Below are 18300 nucleotides of genomic sequence, written 5' to 3' on the forward strand. Positions count from 1 at the left end.
TGACATGACCGGTCTGGATACTCCGCTGACGCCACTTCGCTTCCTCGAACGCGCTGCGGAGGTCCATCCCCACAAGACCGCCGTGGAGGATGGTCCGCGCACCTTCACCTACGAACAGTTTGCCGCTGCCGTCACCCGTCTCGCGCATGCACTGCGCGCGTCGGGGGTCGGCCACGGCGATCGAGTGGCCTACATTGCGTCGAACTCGGCGGAGCTGCTGTTCGCGCATTACGCGGTGCCACTGGCCGGTGCCGTTCTGGTCGCGATCAACACCAGGCTCTCACCGGACGAAGTTCGCTACATCTGCGATCACTCCGGTTCGGTACTGCTAGTAGGTGATTCGGCACTGCTGGCCGGGCTCGGAACAGATCCCATCGCAGATTCGGTCACCGAGATCGTCGAGACTCCCTCGGTGGACGGCACGTACGACAAGCTGCCGCACACCACGAGATACGACGCATTCCTCGAACGGGGCACGGACGACCCGATGGAATGGGAGGTCGACGACGAGACGTCGACCATCACGATCAATTACACCTCGGGCACCACCGGCCGACCCAAGGGCGTGATGTACACCCACCGCGGGGCGTACCTCAATTCTCTGGGAGAACTGCACCACCAGGGATTCGGCGTCGACACGCGCTATCTATGGACTCTGCCGATGTTCCACTGCAACGGGTGGTGCACCACGTGGGCGGTCACGGCCGCGTCAGGCACGCACGTGTGCCTTCGAGGAGTACGAGGCGATGCCATCTGGTCGGCCATCGACAACGGTGTGGATCACCTTGCCGGTGCGCCGACCGTGCTGACCACTCTTGCCACTGCTGAGGAGGCACATTCACTCGATCGACCGCTGACCATCGTCACAGCGGGAGCTCCTCCCAGCCCGACGATCATCACGAAGATTCGCGCACTGGGTGCGACGCTCGTACACGTCTACGGACTCACCGAAACCTACGGTCCCTATTCGGTGTGCGAGGCGAAGCAGGAATGGCTCGAACTGGACGCCGACGAACAGGCTCGTCGCTTGGCTCGGCAGGGAGTCGGCATGCTCACTGCTGACCGTTTGCGCGTTGTCCGCGACAAGCCTGGTCCCGGTGGAGTGTTGATCGATGTCGAACCCGACGGTGCCGAAATGGGCGAGATCGTCATGCGCGGCAACAACGTCATGAAGGGTTACTACAACGACACCGCCGGAACGACACAGGCTTTCGCGGGTGGATGGTTCCATTCCGGTGACCTCGGCGTGATGCATCCCGACGGCTACGTGCAGCTACTCGATCGCGCCAAGGACGTTGTCATCTCCGGCGGCGAGAACATCTCGACCATCGAGGTGGAGCAGGCATTGGCGAGCCATCCAGCAGTCGCCGATGTTGCAGTCATCGGGGTTCCCGACGACAAGTGGGGCGAGCGGCCGAAAGCATTCGTGGTGCTGACACCCGGTGCGGACACCTCGGAAGCCGAGCTCGTGGCGCACGTGAAATCTGCCATCGCGTCGTACAAAGCCCCGCGCACCGTGGAATTCATCGTCGAGCTGCCGAAGACATCGACCGGCAAGATCAGGAAGAAGGAGCTGCGCGACGCCGAGTGGGGCACGTCCGCGTCGAAGATCAACGGGTAGCCCACGCGGTCACGCCATCTGCACACCGGCAATTTCGGTAACGCCGCCCTTGCCGTCGAACGACAGCTGTCTGAACGCGACTTTTTCGACGAAAAACCTGTCGTGGCTCACCAGAATCACCGCGCCGGGAAACGCCATCAAGGCACGTTCGAGAACCTGAGTGCTCTGCAGGTCGAGGTGGTTGGTGGGCTCGTCGAGCACGATCACTCCGGCTCCGAACAACAGACACTGTGCCAGCGCCACACGCGCCTTCTGTCCACCCGACAGGACGCCGATCTTGGTCTTGAGGTCGAGCTCGGAGAACTGCAGCAACGTGAGGAAGCGGTGTACTTCCTTCTTGGTTGCCGTGAGCGCAAGGCTGCCCGGCATCGCGTTGACCGAGTGCGAGACGGTGTCGTCCAGGTCGAGATCCGCAAGCACCTGGTTGTAGTAGATGAACGACGGCGCTTTGGTCTTCCATTTGATCTTGCCGCTGTCGGGTTGCTCGGCACCGACGAGGATGTCGACGAGCGTTGTCTTTCCGCAGCCGTTCGGCCCGGTGATCGCAATCCGATCACCACGATGGACGGTGAACGAGATGTTCTCGAACAGTCGTTGCTCGCCATAGCTTTTCGAGATTCCCGTGATCTCCGCGAGGTTGTCGTGTACGTGCAATCCGCCGTAGATGGCGGTGACAACCGTGTCGACCGGGCGGGGGCTCTTGCTCTTCTTGATGTTCGCCAGTCTGCGCTTGAGCACGCCACTGGGGTTCTTCACTGCTTCCTTGCGATCGCTGATCGCCTCTTGCTCGTAGGCCAGCAGCTGTTGTTCGTTGCTGAATTCACGTTCGAGGTTCTTGAGTCGAAACTGCTTCTGCTGTACATATTCCGAGTAGCTACCGTCGTACGTCTGCAGGTGATGATTCTCGATCTCGACGATGCTGGTGACGACCTGCTCGAGGAACGCGCGGTCGTGCGAGACGACCAGAAGCGCACCGCGGAAATCTCGCAGCCACCGTTCGAGCCAGGCGATTCCGGCAACATCGAGGAAGTTCGTCGGCTCGTCGAGCAGCAGGACGTCCGGGGCCTCGATGAGGATCTTGGCCAACGCTGCGCGGTTGCGCCACCCACCGGACAGTCGATCGACGGGAAGCTCACGTCGTTCGGCGTTGAATCCGAGCATCGACAGCACAGTGTCGATCTGCTGATGGTAGGTCCAACCACCGCTGTTCTCCATGGCGTCGAGCAGTTCGGCCTGGCGGTCGACGAGCTTGTACATCTGCTTTTCGTCCAGGTCACCGCCCAAGGCGGCCTCGACCTCGGCCAATTCGGTCTCGATTTCGTGAACGGTACCGAACAGCGATTCGAGCTCGGATTGAATGCTGCGGTCGCCATCGAGTTCGGAGAACTGCGAGAAGTACCCGATTCGAGCGCCCTCGGTGACATCGACCGTTCCGGAATCGGGTGTCTCACGCCCCAGAAGAAGCTGCAGGAGCGTGGTCTTGCCCGTTCCGTTCCGACCGATCAGACCGACGCGATCGCCGTCCGCGAGACGAAAGAACACCTCGCGCAGCATCACCTTCTGGTCGTATCCTTTGGCGACGTCGTTCAAGCGGATCCAGCTCAAGCGTTCACTTCTCCTGAAACACGGGTCCGCTGAGTCGTCGAACCGGGGGCTCGCTCACTCTAGCCGCGCTTCGGCCTGCGCCTTTCACGTCGAGCGTTCTGATCGCGCGCTCGGAACATTCACTTGCCGGTGATGGTCGCGAGCGAATCGACCGGCGGGGATACCACCACGGGATCGCGACCCGACCACAGATCCAGCACCGCTTTGGGACGCGCCAACAACTCTCGCGCGTAGTTGCGCACCACAGCGAGCGTGTTGCAGTCGATGCAGTCGGCAGTCACGCCGTCGACATCCAGATCCATGTCCTCGCACAAGGCGACGGCTCGTGAGACGTGAAGGGGTTGGCTGATGATGAGGCCACGTTCGACGCCGAACGTCTCTTTGGCCCGAGCGCATGTGTCGTAGGTGTCGATGCCGTGATCGTCGCCGATGATTACGGCAGGGTCGATGCCGTGCTCGATCAGATAGTCAATCATGGCCTGAATTTCGTTGCCCGACTTGCCATCTGCGTCACCCGAGACCAGGATCGCTTTGATTTTTCCGGTGTGCATCAACGTGATCGCAGCGTCGAGGCGTCCCGCGAGAAACCGCATCGGCTTACCGTCGCGCACCTGGGCACCGAGAACGATCGCGACGGGCGCGTCCGGTGCATCGTCGACGTCGTAGACCTTGCCCGCAGTCGTATACGCAACCCAACCGGCCGATGCCAGGACGACCGCTACCAACGCTGCAACGAGGGCGGACACTGCTTGTAGAAGTCGCCGGACCAGTCCTCGGGGTGTTGCTTTCGTAGTCATGATCTCGTTTCGTCGGCGGCAGAGAACTCAACGTATCCGATCGAAGCGGCGCATCATCGGTACCGCGGTACACCCACATCGATTCCACAATGAACCCTCAGAAGAACCCCTGCCCCGCTGCCCCGAATGTCCGACGAGTACCGTCATATCAGTGAATCCGCTGCTGACCTCTCGACGCTACGTCGACTTGCGTCTGCAAGCCAGCGCTACCTGTTGACGGTCCTCTAGACCTCAATCTCTCCGTCGGGCATGTCGGCCCGACGAGCATTCTGCCGCACACCTGATGTCGGCACCTCTTCGTTTTCGAAAGGCATAACCATGTCTGCGCCCAGCGCTACCCGTACGCGCCGTGTCCCTACCTGGGCAACCGCGTTCGGCCCACAGATCGTTGCCGGCCTGATTCTCGGTGTCGTATTCGGGCTGATCGCCCGATCGATGCCCGATGCTGCCGACGGCAACGAAAACTGGTTGGTCGGCACTCTGTCGACCATCGGTTCGAGCTACGTCAAGCTGCTCACCGTTGCGGTGATTCCGCTGGTTTTCACGGCAATCGTCAGCTCCATCGCCAACCTCCGTGAAGTCACGAATGCCGCCCGCCTCGCCATTCAGACGCTGTGGTGGTTCGCCATCACGGCGTTCATCGCCGTCATCATCGGCATCGTCATCGGGCTGGTCGCGCAGCCCGGCTCCCGGACCAGTGCAGGAGCGGAGTCGGCCGGAGATCCGTCCAGCGTCGGGTCCTGGTGGTCGTTCCTCACCGGTCTGGTGCCGAACAACTTCCTCGCGCTCGGCGCGAAGACCACGGTGGCCGAGAGCGGTACCGCGACCACGTCGTTGAGCTTCAACATTCTGCAGCTGCTGGTCATCGCCGCAGCAATCGGAATTGCTGCGCTCAAGGTCGGCAAGAAGGCCGAGCCATTCCTCGCGTTCAACGCCTCGCTGCTGGCCATCGTCCAGAAAGTGCTGTGGTGGATCATCCGCCTGGCACCGATCGGCACTGCTGCTCTGATCGGTAACGCCGTGGCCACCTACGGCTGGGACGCGATCGGTTCGCTGGGCGTGTTCACCGTGTCGATCTACCTCGGCCTGGCGGTCGTGTTCTTCGTGGTGTACCCGTTGATCGTTCGCGCCCATGGCCTTTCGGTGCGCAACTTCTATTCGGGTGTGTGGCCGGCCACGCAGCTCGGCTTCGTCTCTCGCTCGTCGATCGGAACTCTGCCGCTCACCGAGCGTGTGACCGAACGCAACCTCGGCGTGCCGCGTGAGTACGCATCGTTCGCCGTGCCGCTCGGAGCGACGACGAAGATGGACGGTTGCGCGGCAATCTATCCCGCGATCGCGGCCCTCTTCGTGGCTCAGTTCTACGGCATCGATCTCACCATCACCGATTACCTGCTGATCATCGTTGTGTCTGTGATCGGTTCTGCGGCCACAGCAGGAACAACAGGCGCGACAGTGATGCTCACCCTCACCCTGTCGACACTCGGGTTGCCTCTCGCCGGTGTCGGTCTGCTGCTCGCGGTGGAGCCGATCGTCGACATGGGTCGCACCGCAGTCAACGTGACCGGTCAGGCTCTCGTGCCGACCATCGTGGCCAAGCGCGAGGGAATCCTCGACCTCGAGCGCTACAACGCTCCGCGGAACGGCGATCCCTTCGTCGACGAGGAAGCGGAAGTGGAACTCGCTCGCTGACAGAGCATTTGGATACGCGATTCCCGACGACCGAGCACGTGGGTCGTCGGGAATCGTCGTCTATCGAGGTGGCGACAACGCTTCGACCGATGCCGCGGTGGCACTGTCCGCGGCGTCGACACTCGCGAAATAATGTTGAAAGAATTCGCGCATCGTTTTGATGATCTCGATCTGCTGCTTGATCGCAAAGCGGGCCGAGCCTTGTTCGCCGACTGCAAGCCGATGGAATTTCGCACCGAGCATCTGGGCTGACGGCAAGTCGCCGAAGGCCTCGGGAAACGAAAGAGTCTTGGTCATCTCGAGCATCTTGTTCAGGTCGGCGATATACGTTGCACACACCTTGTCGCATTCCGAAGCGACTTCCGCCTCGACGTGCAGTTCTCCAGCAGCTGCTTGTCCTTGCAAAGATTGCCAGTAAGCCAAATTGGCCGCCAAGTCAGCAGATTTTCCGGACAAATTACCCTCCTATCATTTCGGCAGAAAAGGCTCTAGCTCGTCGGCATGCTTGTTGACCGCCTGACACGGATCGCCCATCGTTTCTTCTGATCCAATTGTGTCCAGCACGATGAGCAGTAGATTTCCACTTGCGTCTATCGCTATGGCGCATCCGTCAGGTGGATCACCTTGGTATGTCGCATGCATTTGAACTGCGTTACGAGACCCAACCATCACCGGAACATGTCGATCGTTCTGTGGACTACGCAGGTACTCGGCCATCGAGTTGATAGACGACATGACTGACACGTAGTACCACGAGTCCATGCCCAGGCCGTCCCACGTGCAATTCTTCCAGCCGGGGTACGTCGTAATTCCCGCGAAGTCCGCCCGCTCGGTACTCACGTCCAACCCACTTGCCGTCACCGCAGACTTCGGGATCGTGCATGGATCGAACGGTTCCCCGGGGACCGGCGCCACCGTTGTCTGCTCCGTCGAAGAATCCCCACTCGCGACAGGACTCCCCTGCGTCGAGGCAGCGCATCCCGTCAGCACCAGAGCCGAAGCGCAGGCTGCTGCAAGCAGATGCCTACCCGTTGACCGCATACGTTCGCCCTCTCGCCACCGACATCACTCGATGGTTGGACGCAACACGAGCCCGATCGGTTCCCTAGACGGGCTGCGAGGCCTTGATCTCCTCCGACTCGACAGAATCAAGACTCCTACGTTCGGCTGCCCACACCCACACGGCCAGGGAGATCAACGCGATCACTTCGGCGACGACGAGCACTCGTTCTACATAGCCGAGGGTGACCACCCGATACCAGGGTCGCGAGCCGGTGGCACCGACCGCGAGTGCGTACACGATGGGCAATAGCGTCACGACCGACAGCATGCTCAGGCCCAGGGTGATTCGCGCCCGGGCTACCCACAGGCCGTCGCGAATCCAGGGCCGCGAGAATGCGAAGACTGCGATCGGAATGCTGACGAACGCCACGGCGGCACCGAGCCGGTGGATCGACCCGCCGAGACTGAGCGAGGCGTTGTTCGACCAATCCTGCTTCGGCACTGCGACGACAGCCACGAGCCCTACTGTCCAGAGCGTCAAGCAGATCGACGCGGCCGATGCGGGCCGAGTGAGGCGATGCCGAAGCGCGGACGCAAGAGTGAGTGCCGAGCCGAACGCGAGCAGGACAACCCCGATCGAGAACACCCACTGCTGTGCGCCGAGTCCGTATTCGCTGATCGTGCGCCGCAGATGCGAGGGCGTCTGCCACGCGGTGTAGAGATCGAGAACCAGCACCACCAGCGCTCCCAACACGATCGACAGAGCGCCGATCTTTGCCGGTCGAATCTGCACGTTGGCACTCCTCTCGGACGACGAGGGTCGCCGTCCACACTCCATGTTGCCCGACAAATCGATGTGCCCCCTTGACGAAGGACCGAGCCACGAATAACGTACAACCACATGGTTGCAGATCAGTTGAGCAACGAAGAGGTCGATCGCCTGTTCCAGGCATTCGCGGATACGACCCGTCGTGACATCGTCACGAAGGTCACCGTCGGCGAACAGTCCGTGTCGGAGTTGGCATCTCACTACGCCATGAGCTTTGCCGCCGTACAGAAACACGTCGCGGTTCTCGAACGCGCCGCCGTGATCACGAAGCACAAGCGTGGCAGGGAGCAGATCGTGCGAGTTCGATTGGACACCATCGCACACGCACGCTCGTTGCTCGGAGCCTACGAGGAGATCTGGCGACACCGTGTCGACCGGATCGACGACATTCTCGGTGAGGACAAGAAGGGGTAACACCATGCCGTTCATCAGCTCACACAAGGACGCTGAGAATTTGACCATGACCGTGGTCGCCGAGTTCGACGCGAAAGTCGAACGCGTCTGGCAAATCTGGGAGGACCCGCGCCAACTCGAACGATGGTGGGGACCACCGACGTGGCCCGCGACTTTCGAGAGCCATGACTTCGTTCCCGGCGGTAAGGCGTCTTACTACATGACCGGACCGGACGGCGAGAAGGCTGCCGGCTGGTGGCTGTTCACCGAGATCTCCGCGCCGACGACGCTCTCGTTCGACGACGGATTCGCCGACGACACCGGCAATCCGTCGGCGACATTGCCGGTCACTCACGCGGTCGCCACGCTCGAGGATGTCGACGGCAGAACACGTATGACCATCAGGTCGCGATTCGACTCCCTCGAGGAACTCGAACAACTCGTCGAGATGGGCATGGACGAGGGTATGGCTCTGGCGCTCGGCCAGATCGACGCGATTGTCGCCGACTGATCGTGGTGCACGGAAACTCGGTCTCTGCACCGAATTTCCGTGCACATGCGGCGCAGCCGCTCATCGGTAGGTGTTGCCGACCAGCGCTCGGCTGCTCCCCCACAAGGCAAAGCCGAGCAACAGGTAGCCGGGCAGGACTGCACCGATAGCGTCGACAGAGCTATCGGCGGCACCCGCAGCGGCGAGGATCAGAGCAAGTACACCGAGCGCGGTCAACGCCACGCCGAGTCCGGTGAAGAAACGTAACTTCCACACCAGCGCGAGTGCGACGAAGTGCAGGCCCACCACAGTCGAAATCCACGCGACCGCAGCCTGCGGTGCATCGAGTGGACCGTTGATGATCGCGAGACCGCCGAAGATTGCAACCACCTCGACGGCGACCACAACCCAGTAACCGCGGCCGAAGCCGCCGCGACCTCCGCCTTCCGGAGCGGGGGCCGGCGGGACTCGCCACACCGCGAGAAGCACAGCAACCAACGCCACCACTGCAACAACGCGCAGTCCGACGGTCAAGATCGTCGGAAACGTATCCGAATTGACGAAAACAAAGACCAGTCCGAAAACGGCTCCGATGATCGAGCCGATCTTTTCGGGAGCCATGCGTGCGCCGGGTTTCATGTGGCCTACCGTCGCACAGTTCCACCACGAGTACAGCGGTTCTCGCCGACCGATCGTGGTGCACGGAACTTCGGTCACTGCTACGAATTTCCGTGCACGTGCGGCGAAGCCGCTCTACTCCGGAACAGAGCTGACGGTGAACGGCTCGACGGGCTCTCCCCCACGCTTGTCGAACTGACTGTTTACCACGAGCAGCCGATCATCCACTGCGGCAACGGTTGTGGGGTAGGCGAACGACGCATCGGTGACCTCGCCGGTGACCGTTCCACGTCGGCCGTCATCGTCGAGATCGACCTTTGCGATCAAACCGTCTCGATTGCGAACGACATACAGCGTGTCATCGTCCGTTTCCATCCCATCGCCGTTCATGAGCGTCGCCCCACCGAGGTCGACCTGGGTGACCTCTTTCGAGGTCTTGTCGATCCGGTACAGATTTCCTGTGCTGGACTGCACAACGATCAGCGCCGACTCGTCGTCGTTCTCGACGATGCCGTTGGCGTTGAAGCCCTCTCCGTAGACGAACGGGCTGCCGTCGAAGTTCACGAACGTTTCCAAAGGAGCGTCCTGCGTCCCGGCCACGATTTGGTCGAAGGGAATGCGGTACAGCGCCGGGCTGCGTGAATCCGTCACGAAGGCATCGCCGTTGTCGGCAATCGCAACGTCGTTGAGGAACGTCGCGTCGGTGCCGAGACCGTTGGTGAACGTGGCCACCAGATCACCGGAGCCGGCGTCGTACACCCACACCTTGCCTGTCGCCCCTCCGGCGATCACCAAGTAGTCGGGCCGATCGTCGTCATCCAGCACGTCGAGTCCGGCCGCACCCGTGCGTCCATCCGCGCCGCCGGGCAGAAACACCGACACGTCCGGGGAGCCGACGGTTCCGCGGAACACTGCGCCATCGGACGTGGACGTTACGTAGAACGTGTCGTCCGCTGCGGTGATGCCTTCGGGGAACACTCCTGTGCCCGGCAGGTTGTAGATCGTCGCGGTGCTCGAACTTTGCGACGCCGACGACGACGCCGACGACGACGCCGACGACGAGGTCGAATCGGTCGTGGTGCTCGGTGCGGGTTCCGCCGAATCCGAGGACCCGCAGGCACTCAGCACTAGTGTGGCGACGGCGACAACAGGGACTACTCGAGAGACTCGGTTCACACGTTCGAGTGTTCCATATGTCTCAATTTCCGGGCATTTGTCCTGGTGAGCAGATTTTCGGTCGACACATTTCGTACAGTCGTTGTCATGAGTGACCCCTCCACCCTTGCCGCGACCAGTACCGAACTCGGCGGAATCGCCGGTTGGGCGGTCAGCTTGATGGAGGCCATCGGTGGCCCCGGCGCCGGAATCGCGGTGGCCGCCGAGAACTTTTTCCCGCCGCTACCCAGCGAGATCATCCTGCCCCTTGCCGGGTTCACCGCATCGCAGGGCGGGATGACTCTCTTCGGTGCGCTGTTCTGGACGACGGCCGGCTCGGTACTGGGTGCGTTGGTTCTGTACTGGCTGGGCATCAAACTCGGTCGCGACCGGATGTACTCCATCGTCGAGAAGATGCCGTTCGTAGGTACCGAGGATCTGACCAAGGCCGAGGATTGGTTCACCCGTCACGGTCGGTCGGCGGTGTTCTTCGGCCGCATGATCCCGGTGGTGCGCTCGGGTATCTCGATTCCGGCCGGAGTGTCCCGAATGCCGATCCTGCAGTTCATGCTGTACACGACGCTGGGCAGCCTGATCTGGAACTCGATCTTCGTGCTCGCCGGTTACTTCCTCGGCGAGAACTGGCACTACGTGGAGAACTACGCCTCGGTGTTCCAGTACATCGTCATCGGCATCGTTGTGGCGTTGATCGCGTGGTTCGTGGTGAAGAAAATGAAGTCCAGGCGCGTCGAGGCTCAGTAGACCCTCACAGTTGGTCGATGTCGATGAAGCCGTCCTGCAGAGCCCTCGCGAGCAACGTCGCTTTGGTGGGTGCGCTGCGTCCGACCGCGGAATATTTCGCTCGAATGCGGGTCAGGTGGGTGTTCACGGTTCCCATCGCCAGGTAGAGCGAGCGCGATGCCTCCGCTTTCGAGTCCGAGATGAGCCAGGCGGTGAGTACTTCGATTTCACGAGCACTGAGCCGTGGATCGGGAGCGTCGCCGATGCGGATGTCGAGAACTGTCATGAGGATCCTTGAATTTCGGGCACCACAGCTGTCCCGGCGGTGCGATCACGGCCAATGACACCGCACAAGCTCCGTTGCGTCACTCCGACGAATGACGAAGGTTGCTCTCACGCGAGAGTGAACACTGTCACCGGCACCACCGCTGTGCGTCTCAGCTGGGTAATGTCCGTCGCCATGAACCAACTCGATGCGACTGCCGCCCACTTCGTCGAGTCAGCTGTCACGTTGTTGGTCGCGGATCCTCGAAGGATTCTCGAACGCGGTGTGCGCGTCGAGGACGTCGTCTACGCATCCGACTCGTCGACGGCGACGTTCTTCCGAAAGTTCAGCACCAAAGCCGACTTTCTCGACAAGGTGGTCGAGCATCTGTCCCGCACGCCACTGCCCACCGAAGTTCACGAGACTGTCCGGACCCAGGCGACGGCCAACGGTGCATCGATTCGCGCAACGGTGTCGGCGCTCGTTGCGCGTCACTTTCCGGCACTCGTCGACCGGAACGGCATCACCGAGTCACTTCTCGACCACGTTTTCAGCGGTCCCTCTTCTCCCGCACTCGCCGGCGCTTACCGCGTCCGAGACGAAGCCGTACTGGACGCATTCGAAGCACTGTTCGATCCCGACGGTGGGGCCTTCCGCCGTCCCTTCACAGCCCGATCGTTCGCCGTGACGATCAACGCCATCATCGACGGCTTTCGCCTCCGCAGTCAGGTGGACGCAACATCCGTATCGCCCGATGTGATGTCCGACGCGGTCCTTGCCTTCCTCGGGGCCGTCGTCGACACGTCTGGACATCATCAGCACCTCGACGACGTCGTGGGGGAAGTGGGCGCTCCGGTCGAGGACCGCCCACTTCCTCGCGATCCACGTGCTGCGATCGTCACCGCTGCGCGCGACGAGTTCGGTAAGCGTGGCTACTTCATGACGCGCATGGATGACGTCGCCGATATCGCAGGAGTGCCGAGGGCGGCATGCAAGACGCTCTTCCCGACCAAGCCGTCCGTCATCGTGGCAGCGCTGCAGAATCGAGTCGATCGTCTTCGCGAGTCGGTAGCCGACGACCAGTTGCTGGGCCTCGACGAGCTCACGATTTTGCGCAATCACATGCTGCGGTGCGCGCAACTCGCTTCGGACGAAATCGAATTCATGGATGCGCTCCTCGTCGCCGTCGCACACGACACCTATGGTGAGCCGGAGGGATTGATCTCGATCAAGGAGAAGCTCAACCTGCCGGCGATCATTGCCCCGGTCATCGCACGGGGGCAGGACAGCGGACTCTTCCGAAAGGGCTCGAGCCCAGTCGATCTCGCCGCAGGCATCACCAATACTTTGTTGATGCGATGCTTCACACGACGACAGAACAGCCCGCAGGACAACGCGGTTTTCGTCGGCGATCTGCTTCTTCATGGCCTGCACACCCCCTGACCGCGTCGACACACCGCCCGCCCGCACCTGTCGGATACTTCACCTAGCATCTCCCCGTGCCGTCGACCTCCGAGATTCCGCCCATGGATCGTGTCAACCTGCTCGCTGTCCGGGCGCGCCTCGGCAGGTCCACCACCGAGCGTGGAAGTGAGTACTTCCATGCGGGCAGAGTCGGTCCGCTGCGCTGGCAGGAGGAGGAACAACTACTCGTTGCGTCGGTCTCCGGTAGTCGAAGAGTCGACTACGTGACTGTTCTGCAGATGGTCATGCGAGACGGCCGTCCGGTAGATCTCGAATTCGGCCAATGCTCCTGCCCCGTCGGCTACGACTGCAAGCACGTGTTCGCTGTTCTGACCCAGGCTGTGCACCTCACGTCGGCGAAGCTCTTACCCGGTCAGATCACGCCGGCAGCACCGGATTGGGCACAAGCGTTGTCCGGCCTCCGCACCTCGCGGCACGCTCCCGCGATCGAACCATCGAGCCCGAAATACGGGATCCAACTCGCGCTGTCGTGGTCGACGCAACGCTCGGGCTACCTGAGGCTCCTTGCTCGTCCAGTGACGGTGAGTGCGCGTGGAGCATGGGTGACGACGGGCATCTCCTGGGACCGACTCCCGTACAGCTACAGCTCGGATTCCAATGACCAGATTCGACTTCTCGACGAACTCTATTCTGCGTATCGCGCGAAATCGCGCAACTCCTACTACTACAACCAGAGCGCCACGATCGACCTATCGGAGATCTCCGGCCGGATACTCTGGGACATTCTCGCCGAAGCAGCCGAACACGATGTCGCGCTGGTGAACTCGATCAAGACTCTCGGGCACGTTGCAATCTCGACAACCGCCGGATTCGATGTCGACATCACGGTTCTGTCGTCCGGTGACCTGTCGGTGGTGGGACGGACGGTCGTGGGTGACACGCTCCTCGATGGCAGTCGGTTCGGATTTCTCGGTCCGGACGGCACGGGGTTGGTCCACTGGGACGCGGGTGCACCGGAGGACGTGTCACAGCGCAGTTTCGGACTTGCGCGCCTCGAGACTCCGGTCCTCGCATCGCTGCACGGTCTCGCGACCTCGGACCAACCGCTGATCGTTCCCCACTACCAGCGCGCCACGTTCACCTCCGACTACCTGCCGGCGTTGCGAATGGACGCAACTGTCGTCTCGTCCGATGATTCGTATCGGCAACCCGTGATCGTCGGCCCCGAGTTGCAGATCACCGTGGAGTACACCGCCGTTCGCGAAGTCGGCGGCGGCGTGCTGCACACGGTAGCAACGCGGGCGGAGTGGCATTATTCGATCGACGAGGTAGAGATCCTGATCGACGCCGGTCGTCCGATCGTGCAGGACGGAACCCGCGAACCGGCCCGTGAACAATCCGTTCTGGACTCCGTTCGGGAAGTGCTCGGCGATGGGCGGGTTGTGCACTCGGTACTCCCGCCCTTCGCTGTCACCGGTATTCGAGCCGCGCACTACCTAAAGACGACGGTGCCATTGCTGCGCGCGGTCGATCGCGTCGAGGTGCGGATCACCGGAGATCCCCCAGACTTCGCCGACGCAACGGACACCGTCACCGTGTCTCTCAGCACTCGCTCCGTCAGCGGAACCAACGACTGGTTCGATCTGGGAATCGTTGTGGCAGTGGACGATGGCACCATCGCGCTCGCGGACATCATCACCGCAGTCGCTCAGGGCGAATCGCACATTCTGCTCTCCGACGGGCGCTACGTCGATCTGGAATCACCCACTCTGTCCCGCCTGCGAGAACTGGTCGAAGAAGCACGTTCACTTCAGGATTCGCCGGACGGCCCGCTCCGATTGAGCAGATACCAGGCCACATTGTGGGAGGAGTTGGTCGAACTCGGAGTCGTCACCCGACAGGCAAAGGCCTGGCGCGCACAAGTATCCGACTTGTTGGCACTCGATCGCGTCCAACCCATTCAGCCCCCATCGACTCTGCAGGCGACCTTGCGGTCCTACCAGAACGATGGCCTGACCTGGCTCAGCTTTCTCCACGACCACGGTCTCGGCGGGATCCTCGCCGACGACATGGGACTGGGCAAAACCATTCAGACGCTTGCGCTGATCGCTCGTGTGCAGGAAAGGTCCGGTATCGACGCGCCGTTTCTGATCATCGCGCCGTCGAGCGTGGTGCACAACTGGGCTCGCGAGGCTGCGCAGTTCACGCCGACCCTCACGATCGCAACGGCCGCCGAAACGACCTCGAGACGGGGCTCGACCGTTGCCCAGCTCGCTGCCGGTGCCGATGTGCTGATCACGTCGTACACCATCTTCCGGCTGAATTTCGACGAGTTCGACGCCTCGACCTGGTCGGGTCTCGTCCTGGACGAAGCGCAGTTCGTGAAGAACCATCAAGGGAAGTCGCATCAGTGCGCGCGACGCCTGACCACGCCGTTCAAGCTCGCCATCACCGGTACCCCGATGGAGAACAACGTCATGGAACTCTGGGCACTGTTGTCGATCACCGCACCCGGGCTCTTCCCCTCGCCGAAGAAGTTCACCGAGCTGTACCGCAAACCCATCGAAAACGGCGGCGACACCGACGTCTTGAAGCAACTCCGGCGGCGCATCCGGCCCTTGGTACTACGAAGGACGAAGGAGCTGGTCGCCGTCGAGCTGCCTCCCAAACAGGAGCAGACGGTCGAGGTCGATCTGCATCCTCGACATCGGCGGCTCTACGACACCACGCTCAACCGCGAACGCCAGAAGATACTGGGGTTGATCGACGACCTCGACAAGAATCGGTTCACCATCTTGAAATCGCTGACGCTCCTCCGCCAGCTCAGCCTGGACGCGTCCTTGATCGACCCCGAATATGCAGCCATTCCGAGCGCCAAAACCGACGAGCTCATTGGCCAGCTCACCGAAGTCGCCGCGGGCGGTCACCGCGCGCTGGTCTTCAGCCAGTTCACTCAGTACCTGGGCCGAGTACGCAGTCGCTTACAGAATGCCGGAATAGAATTCGAGTACCTGGACGGCAAGACGCGCAAGCGGGCAGACGTAGTCGAACGATTTCGGTCCGGGGCCGCACCGGTGTTTCTGATCAGTCTCAAGGCCGGCGGGGTAGGTCTGACACTGACCGAGGCAGACTACTGCTTCGTACTCGACCCGTGGTGGAATCCCGCCACCGAAATGCAGGCCGTCGACCGAGCGCACCGGATAGGCCAGAAGAAGACCGTATTCGTCAATCGCTACGTCTCCCGGGGCACCATCGAGGAGAAAGTGATGGACCTCAAGAAGCGCAAGTCTGCGCTGATCTCCGGCGTCATGGATGACGGCGACGCTTTCGACGGAGGTCTCACCGCGGACGACATTCGCGCGCTCATCGACTAGACCTCCGCACAGTAGGCGACCTCAACTGGCAGGATCGTGCCTGTGGAGTTGCTGATCGCCAAGAACCCCGATCCGGATTCATCGCTGCCCTACCTCCTCCGTCTCCCTCTGGCCGGTGTCCCGATTCTCCGGGCACGCGACGTCTGGCCGCGAACGAACGCGATTTATTGCCATCCCGTTGCCGACAGCGACTGGCATGAGAACCCGGACATCGTCGAGCGCATCGATCTGCGGGTGTGCGAGAGGCGCGGCGCAGCGATCGACATCGTCGCCAGTCGCAGCCGAGAGAACCGCTCGCAGATCGTCTTCACCAAGGCACGCGGACGCGACATGGTGTTCTGGCAGTCACCCCGAACACGCAAGCAGTCGAGGCCCAAGGCCACCCCGTCGCGATCGAAGGCCTCGGGAATCGCCGAGCTGGAGATCGTCGTCGACTCTCACGAGCGGTACGCGTACAGGTTTGCGCAGCAGCGTGTTCGGATCGAAAAGCGGACGCTGCCGTGCGGGGACTACGCGGTGATGGCGGACGGGAAGATCATCGCATCCGTGGAGCGGAAGTCGATGAACGATCTGCTGTCCAGTATGACCTCGGGGCGACTCCGCTACGCCATGGCAGATCTCGCCTCCCTGCCGCGTGCTGCGGTGGTTGTCGAGGATCAGTATTCGGCGGCCCTGTCGTCGACATTCGTATCGGCCAAGGACGCTGCCGAAGGGCTGGCCGAATTGCCGGTTCGATACCCGTCGGTGCCGATCGTGTTCGCGCAGACACGGAAGCTGGCCGAGGAGTGGACCTTCCGCTATCTCGCCGCTGCTCTGACCTGGATCGCCGGCGATGCAGATGCGATGAGCGCGGCACGGACAATTCCGGCGAAGCAATCGGTGAAGTCAGGACCGTCGAACACCGAGATCCGCCAGTGGGCTCGAAAGAACGGCTACGAGGTGGCCGATCGCGGCGCAATCTCGCGAGAGGTTCGGGAGAGCTACGCCCAGGCCCAACCCTCTGACGGCACCCCGGTGTGACGTCTCATCGGACCCTCCGGATTCCTTCCGCGAACTGGTCGAGTGCAGCAAGAACCTCATCCGCCTGCCAGACCCGATTTCGTCGACCCTTCGATGTCTGATGCAGCACTCCCGCCTCTGCCAGCTTGTCGATCGCTCGCTGAGCCGCGATCTCACTGACTCCGAATGTTTTTCGCACGTAGACGTTGTCGATAACCGGTTGCGCCACCAGTGCGTCGACGAGCTTCCAGACGACCGAATCGCTGCGAGCCACGATGCGCTCGATGTATTCGGCCCGAGCGGCGGCCAGATCGTCGACCAACCGTCGTCCACCGGTGACGGCATGAAAGGTCGCTGCGGTAAGACTACGAACAATTGCTTCCACATCTCCTAGCCGATAGGCGTCGAGGCTCGCAAAATAGGCGGCGGTATCGGTCAGCAATCCGGCCGACAGCGGAACCGTCACTCGCTCGGTCACCTCGGAACGTCGAAGCATTCCGTGGATGATCGCCCGGCCGGTCCGACCGTTTCCGTCCGTGAACGGGTGGAGCGTCTCGAATTGCGCATGTGTGACAGCTACGTGCGGTAACACCGGAACGTCCGAGCGAGCCGCGAATTCGAAGAGATCGTCCAGCGCGTCCGGCAACCGTTCGTGATGCGGCGGTACGAATGCAGCACGATGCGGGCCGATATCGGATCCACCGATCCACACCTGCTCGGTGCGCCATCGACCAGGCTGCGAACCGCCGCCGGGCTCCATCAACGCGTGATGCATAGCCAGGACACTCGACGCGTCGATCGATGATCCGACGTCGAGGGCAGCTTCCATCGCGCGAACGTTCGCCGAGACGATCGAGGCATTCCGCGTTGTGGGCGAACCCAATTCGGCGAGCGCGAGCGCCCTGGCTCCGACGGTCAGGTTCTCGATCTGCGAGGACGCTGAGCTTTCCGTCCGAAGCAGGATCGAACTCATCGGTGCGAGTTCCGCTGACGGCCCCAGCTGCAGCGAGGCGTACTGGTCGAACCGGACAATTTCGCGGAGAGCGTCTTCCGATTCTGCGAGCAACTGCGCAGGCACGTCGAGATTCGCGTGAGCGATGCGAGGCGGCACTGCCGCTCTGTAGTCGCCGTGGTGCAGCCGGCGTTGAGCGCGCGAAGCGTAGGTATTCGCCACACTCCACGGCCGATCCTCGAACTCGACCGCAGGCCACGCCTCCGGATTGTTTCTCATCGACCAACCATACCAAACCTTAACCCCTTAAGGTTTGGCATGGCCCTGAATCCCCCACCGGAG

General features: G+C 61.9%; 17 protein-coding genes. 8 read left to right on the top strand and 9 right to left on the bottom strand.

Going from position 1 to position 18300, the window contains the following annotated elements; translation table 11 throughout:
- The first annotated feature begins 4 nt into the window (after positions 1-4).
- Positions 5-1621 carry an AMP-binding protein gene (locus tag ASG84_RS04535; RefSeq protein WP_057475993.1) on the top strand — a complete coding sequence of 539 codons (1617 nt, stop codon included), beginning with the start codon at positions 5-7 and terminating at the stop codon, positions 1619-1621.
- Between the two features lie 9 nt (positions 1622-1630).
- On the opposite strand, the gene ASG84_RS04540 is transcribed toward ASG84_RS04535, so the two are convergent.
- Positions 1631-3226, bottom strand: a complete 1596-nt coding sequence (locus tag ASG84_RS04540; RefSeq protein WP_057475848.1) for an ABC-F family ATP-binding cassette domain-containing protein — start codon at positions 3224-3226, stop codon at positions 1631-1633.
- Between the two features lie 119 nt (positions 3227-3345).
- Positions 3346-4023 (bottom strand): SanA/YdcF family protein, encoded by a 678-nt coding sequence (locus ASG84_RS04545; protein ID WP_057475849.1) that lies wholly within the window; start codon positions 4021-4023, stop codon positions 3346-3348.
- Positions 4024-4341: 318 nt separating this feature from the next.
- On the opposite strand from ASG84_RS04545, the gene ASG84_RS04550 reads away from it, so the two are divergent.
- Positions 4342-5715 (top strand): dicarboxylate/amino acid:cation symporter, encoded by a 1374-nt coding sequence (locus ASG84_RS04550; RefSeq protein WP_057475850.1) that lies wholly within the window; start codon positions 4342-4344, stop codon positions 5713-5715.
- A 60-nt stretch (positions 5716-5775) separates the two neighbouring features.
- On the opposite strand, the gene ASG84_RS04555 is transcribed toward ASG84_RS04550, so the two are convergent.
- The 3 genes from ASG84_RS04555 to ASG84_RS04570 all read right to left on the bottom strand — a co-directional run bounded on the left by ASG84_RS04555 (position 5776) and on the right by ASG84_RS04570 (position 7510).
- Entirely contained in the window at positions 5776-6150 is a 375-nt protein-coding gene (locus ASG84_RS04555) for a hypothetical protein (protein WP_156399390.1), read from the bottom strand.
- A 33-nt stretch (positions 6151-6183) separates the two neighbouring features.
- The gene (locus tag ASG84_RS28710; RefSeq protein ID WP_082520783.1) at positions 6184-6756 is read right to left on the bottom strand and encodes a DUF3558 domain-containing protein; all 573 of its coding nucleotides are present in this window, start codon (positions 6754-6756) and stop codon (positions 6184-6186) included.
- Between the two features lie 64 nt (positions 6757-6820).
- The gene (locus tag ASG84_RS04570; protein ID WP_082520808.1) at positions 6821-7510 is read right to left on the bottom strand and encodes a DUF998 domain-containing protein; all 690 of its coding nucleotides are present in this window, start codon (positions 7508-7510) and stop codon (positions 6821-6823) included.
- Positions 7511-7618: 108 nt separating this feature from the next.
- Here ASG84_RS04570 and ASG84_RS04575 point away from each other — a divergent pair, with 108 nt between their 5' ends.
- Positions 7619-7960: an ArsR/SmtB family transcription factor gene (locus ASG84_RS04575; RefSeq protein WP_057475855.1), complete on the top strand. Its 342-nt coding sequence runs from the start codon at positions 7619-7621 to the stop codon at positions 7958-7960.
- 4 nt (positions 7961-7964) lie between these two features.
- Positions 7965-8450, top strand: coding sequence for an SRPBCC family protein (locus tag ASG84_RS04580; RefSeq protein ID WP_057475856.1), 486 nt, complete (start codon positions 7965-7967; stop codon positions 8448-8450).
- 60 nt (positions 8451-8510) lie between these two features.
- Here the strand turns inward: ASG84_RS04580 and ASG84_RS04585 are convergent, their stop codons facing one another.
- Together ASG84_RS04585 and ASG84_RS04590 are read right to left on the bottom strand one after the other, a co-directional pair.
- Positions 8511-9146, bottom strand: coding sequence for a hypothetical protein (locus tag ASG84_RS04585; RefSeq protein WP_057475857.1), 636 nt, complete (start codon positions 9144-9146; stop codon positions 8511-8513).
- A 36-nt stretch (positions 9147-9182) separates the two neighbouring features.
- Positions 9183-10223: an SMP-30/gluconolactonase/LRE family protein gene (locus tag ASG84_RS04590; protein ID WP_057475858.1), complete on the bottom strand. Its 1041-nt coding sequence runs from the start codon at positions 10221-10223 to the stop codon at positions 9183-9185.
- Positions 10224-10310: 87 nt separating this feature from the next.
- Between ASG84_RS04590 and ASG84_RS04595 the strand changes: the two genes are divergently transcribed.
- Positions 10311-10964: a DedA family protein gene (locus tag ASG84_RS04595; RefSeq protein WP_057475859.1), complete on the top strand. Its 654-nt coding sequence runs from the start codon at positions 10311-10313 to the stop codon at positions 10962-10964.
- A 4-nt stretch (positions 10965-10968) separates the two neighbouring features.
- Here the strand turns inward: ASG84_RS04595 and ASG84_RS04600 are convergent, their stop codons facing one another.
- A complete protein-coding gene (locus ASG84_RS04600) occupies positions 10969-11229 on the bottom strand; it encodes a LuxR C-terminal-related transcriptional regulator (protein WP_057475860.1) in 261 nt (86 codons plus the stop codon).
- A gap of 174 nt (positions 11230-11403) precedes the next feature.
- Here ASG84_RS04600 and ASG84_RS04605 point away from each other — a divergent pair, with 174 nt between their 5' ends.
- The 3 genes from ASG84_RS04605 to ASG84_RS04615 are packed head-to-tail and all read left to right on the top strand — an operon-like array spanning position 11404 to position 17027.
- Positions 11404-12651, top strand: coding sequence for a TetR family transcriptional regulator C-terminal domain-containing protein (locus ASG84_RS04605; RefSeq protein WP_057475994.1), 1248 nt, complete (start codon positions 11404-11406; stop codon positions 12649-12651).
- Positions 12652-12707: 56 nt separating this feature from the next.
- Complete coding sequence (locus tag ASG84_RS04610) at positions 12708-16007, top strand: DEAD/DEAH box helicase (protein WP_156399391.1); 3300 nt, start codon at positions 12708-12710, stop codon at positions 16005-16007.
- A gap of 42 nt (positions 16008-16049) precedes the next feature.
- The gene (locus ASG84_RS04615; protein WP_057475862.1) at positions 16050-17027 is read left to right on the top strand and encodes an ERCC4 domain-containing protein; all 978 of its coding nucleotides are present in this window, start codon (positions 16050-16052) and stop codon (positions 17025-17027) included.
- A gap of 4 nt (positions 17028-17031) precedes the next feature.
- On the opposite strand, the gene ASG84_RS04620 is transcribed toward ASG84_RS04615, so the two are convergent.
- Positions 17032-18237 (bottom strand): Fic family protein, encoded by a 1206-nt coding sequence (locus ASG84_RS04620; RefSeq protein WP_057475863.1) that lies wholly within the window; start codon positions 18235-18237, stop codon positions 17032-17034.
- Positions 18238-18300: the final 63 nt, after the last annotated feature.

It is taken from the genome of Rhodococcus sp. Leaf278, from assembly GCF_001426085.1.
Taxonomy (GTDB): domain Bacteria; phylum Actinomycetota; class Actinomycetes; order Mycobacteriales; family Mycobacteriaceae; genus Rhodococcoides.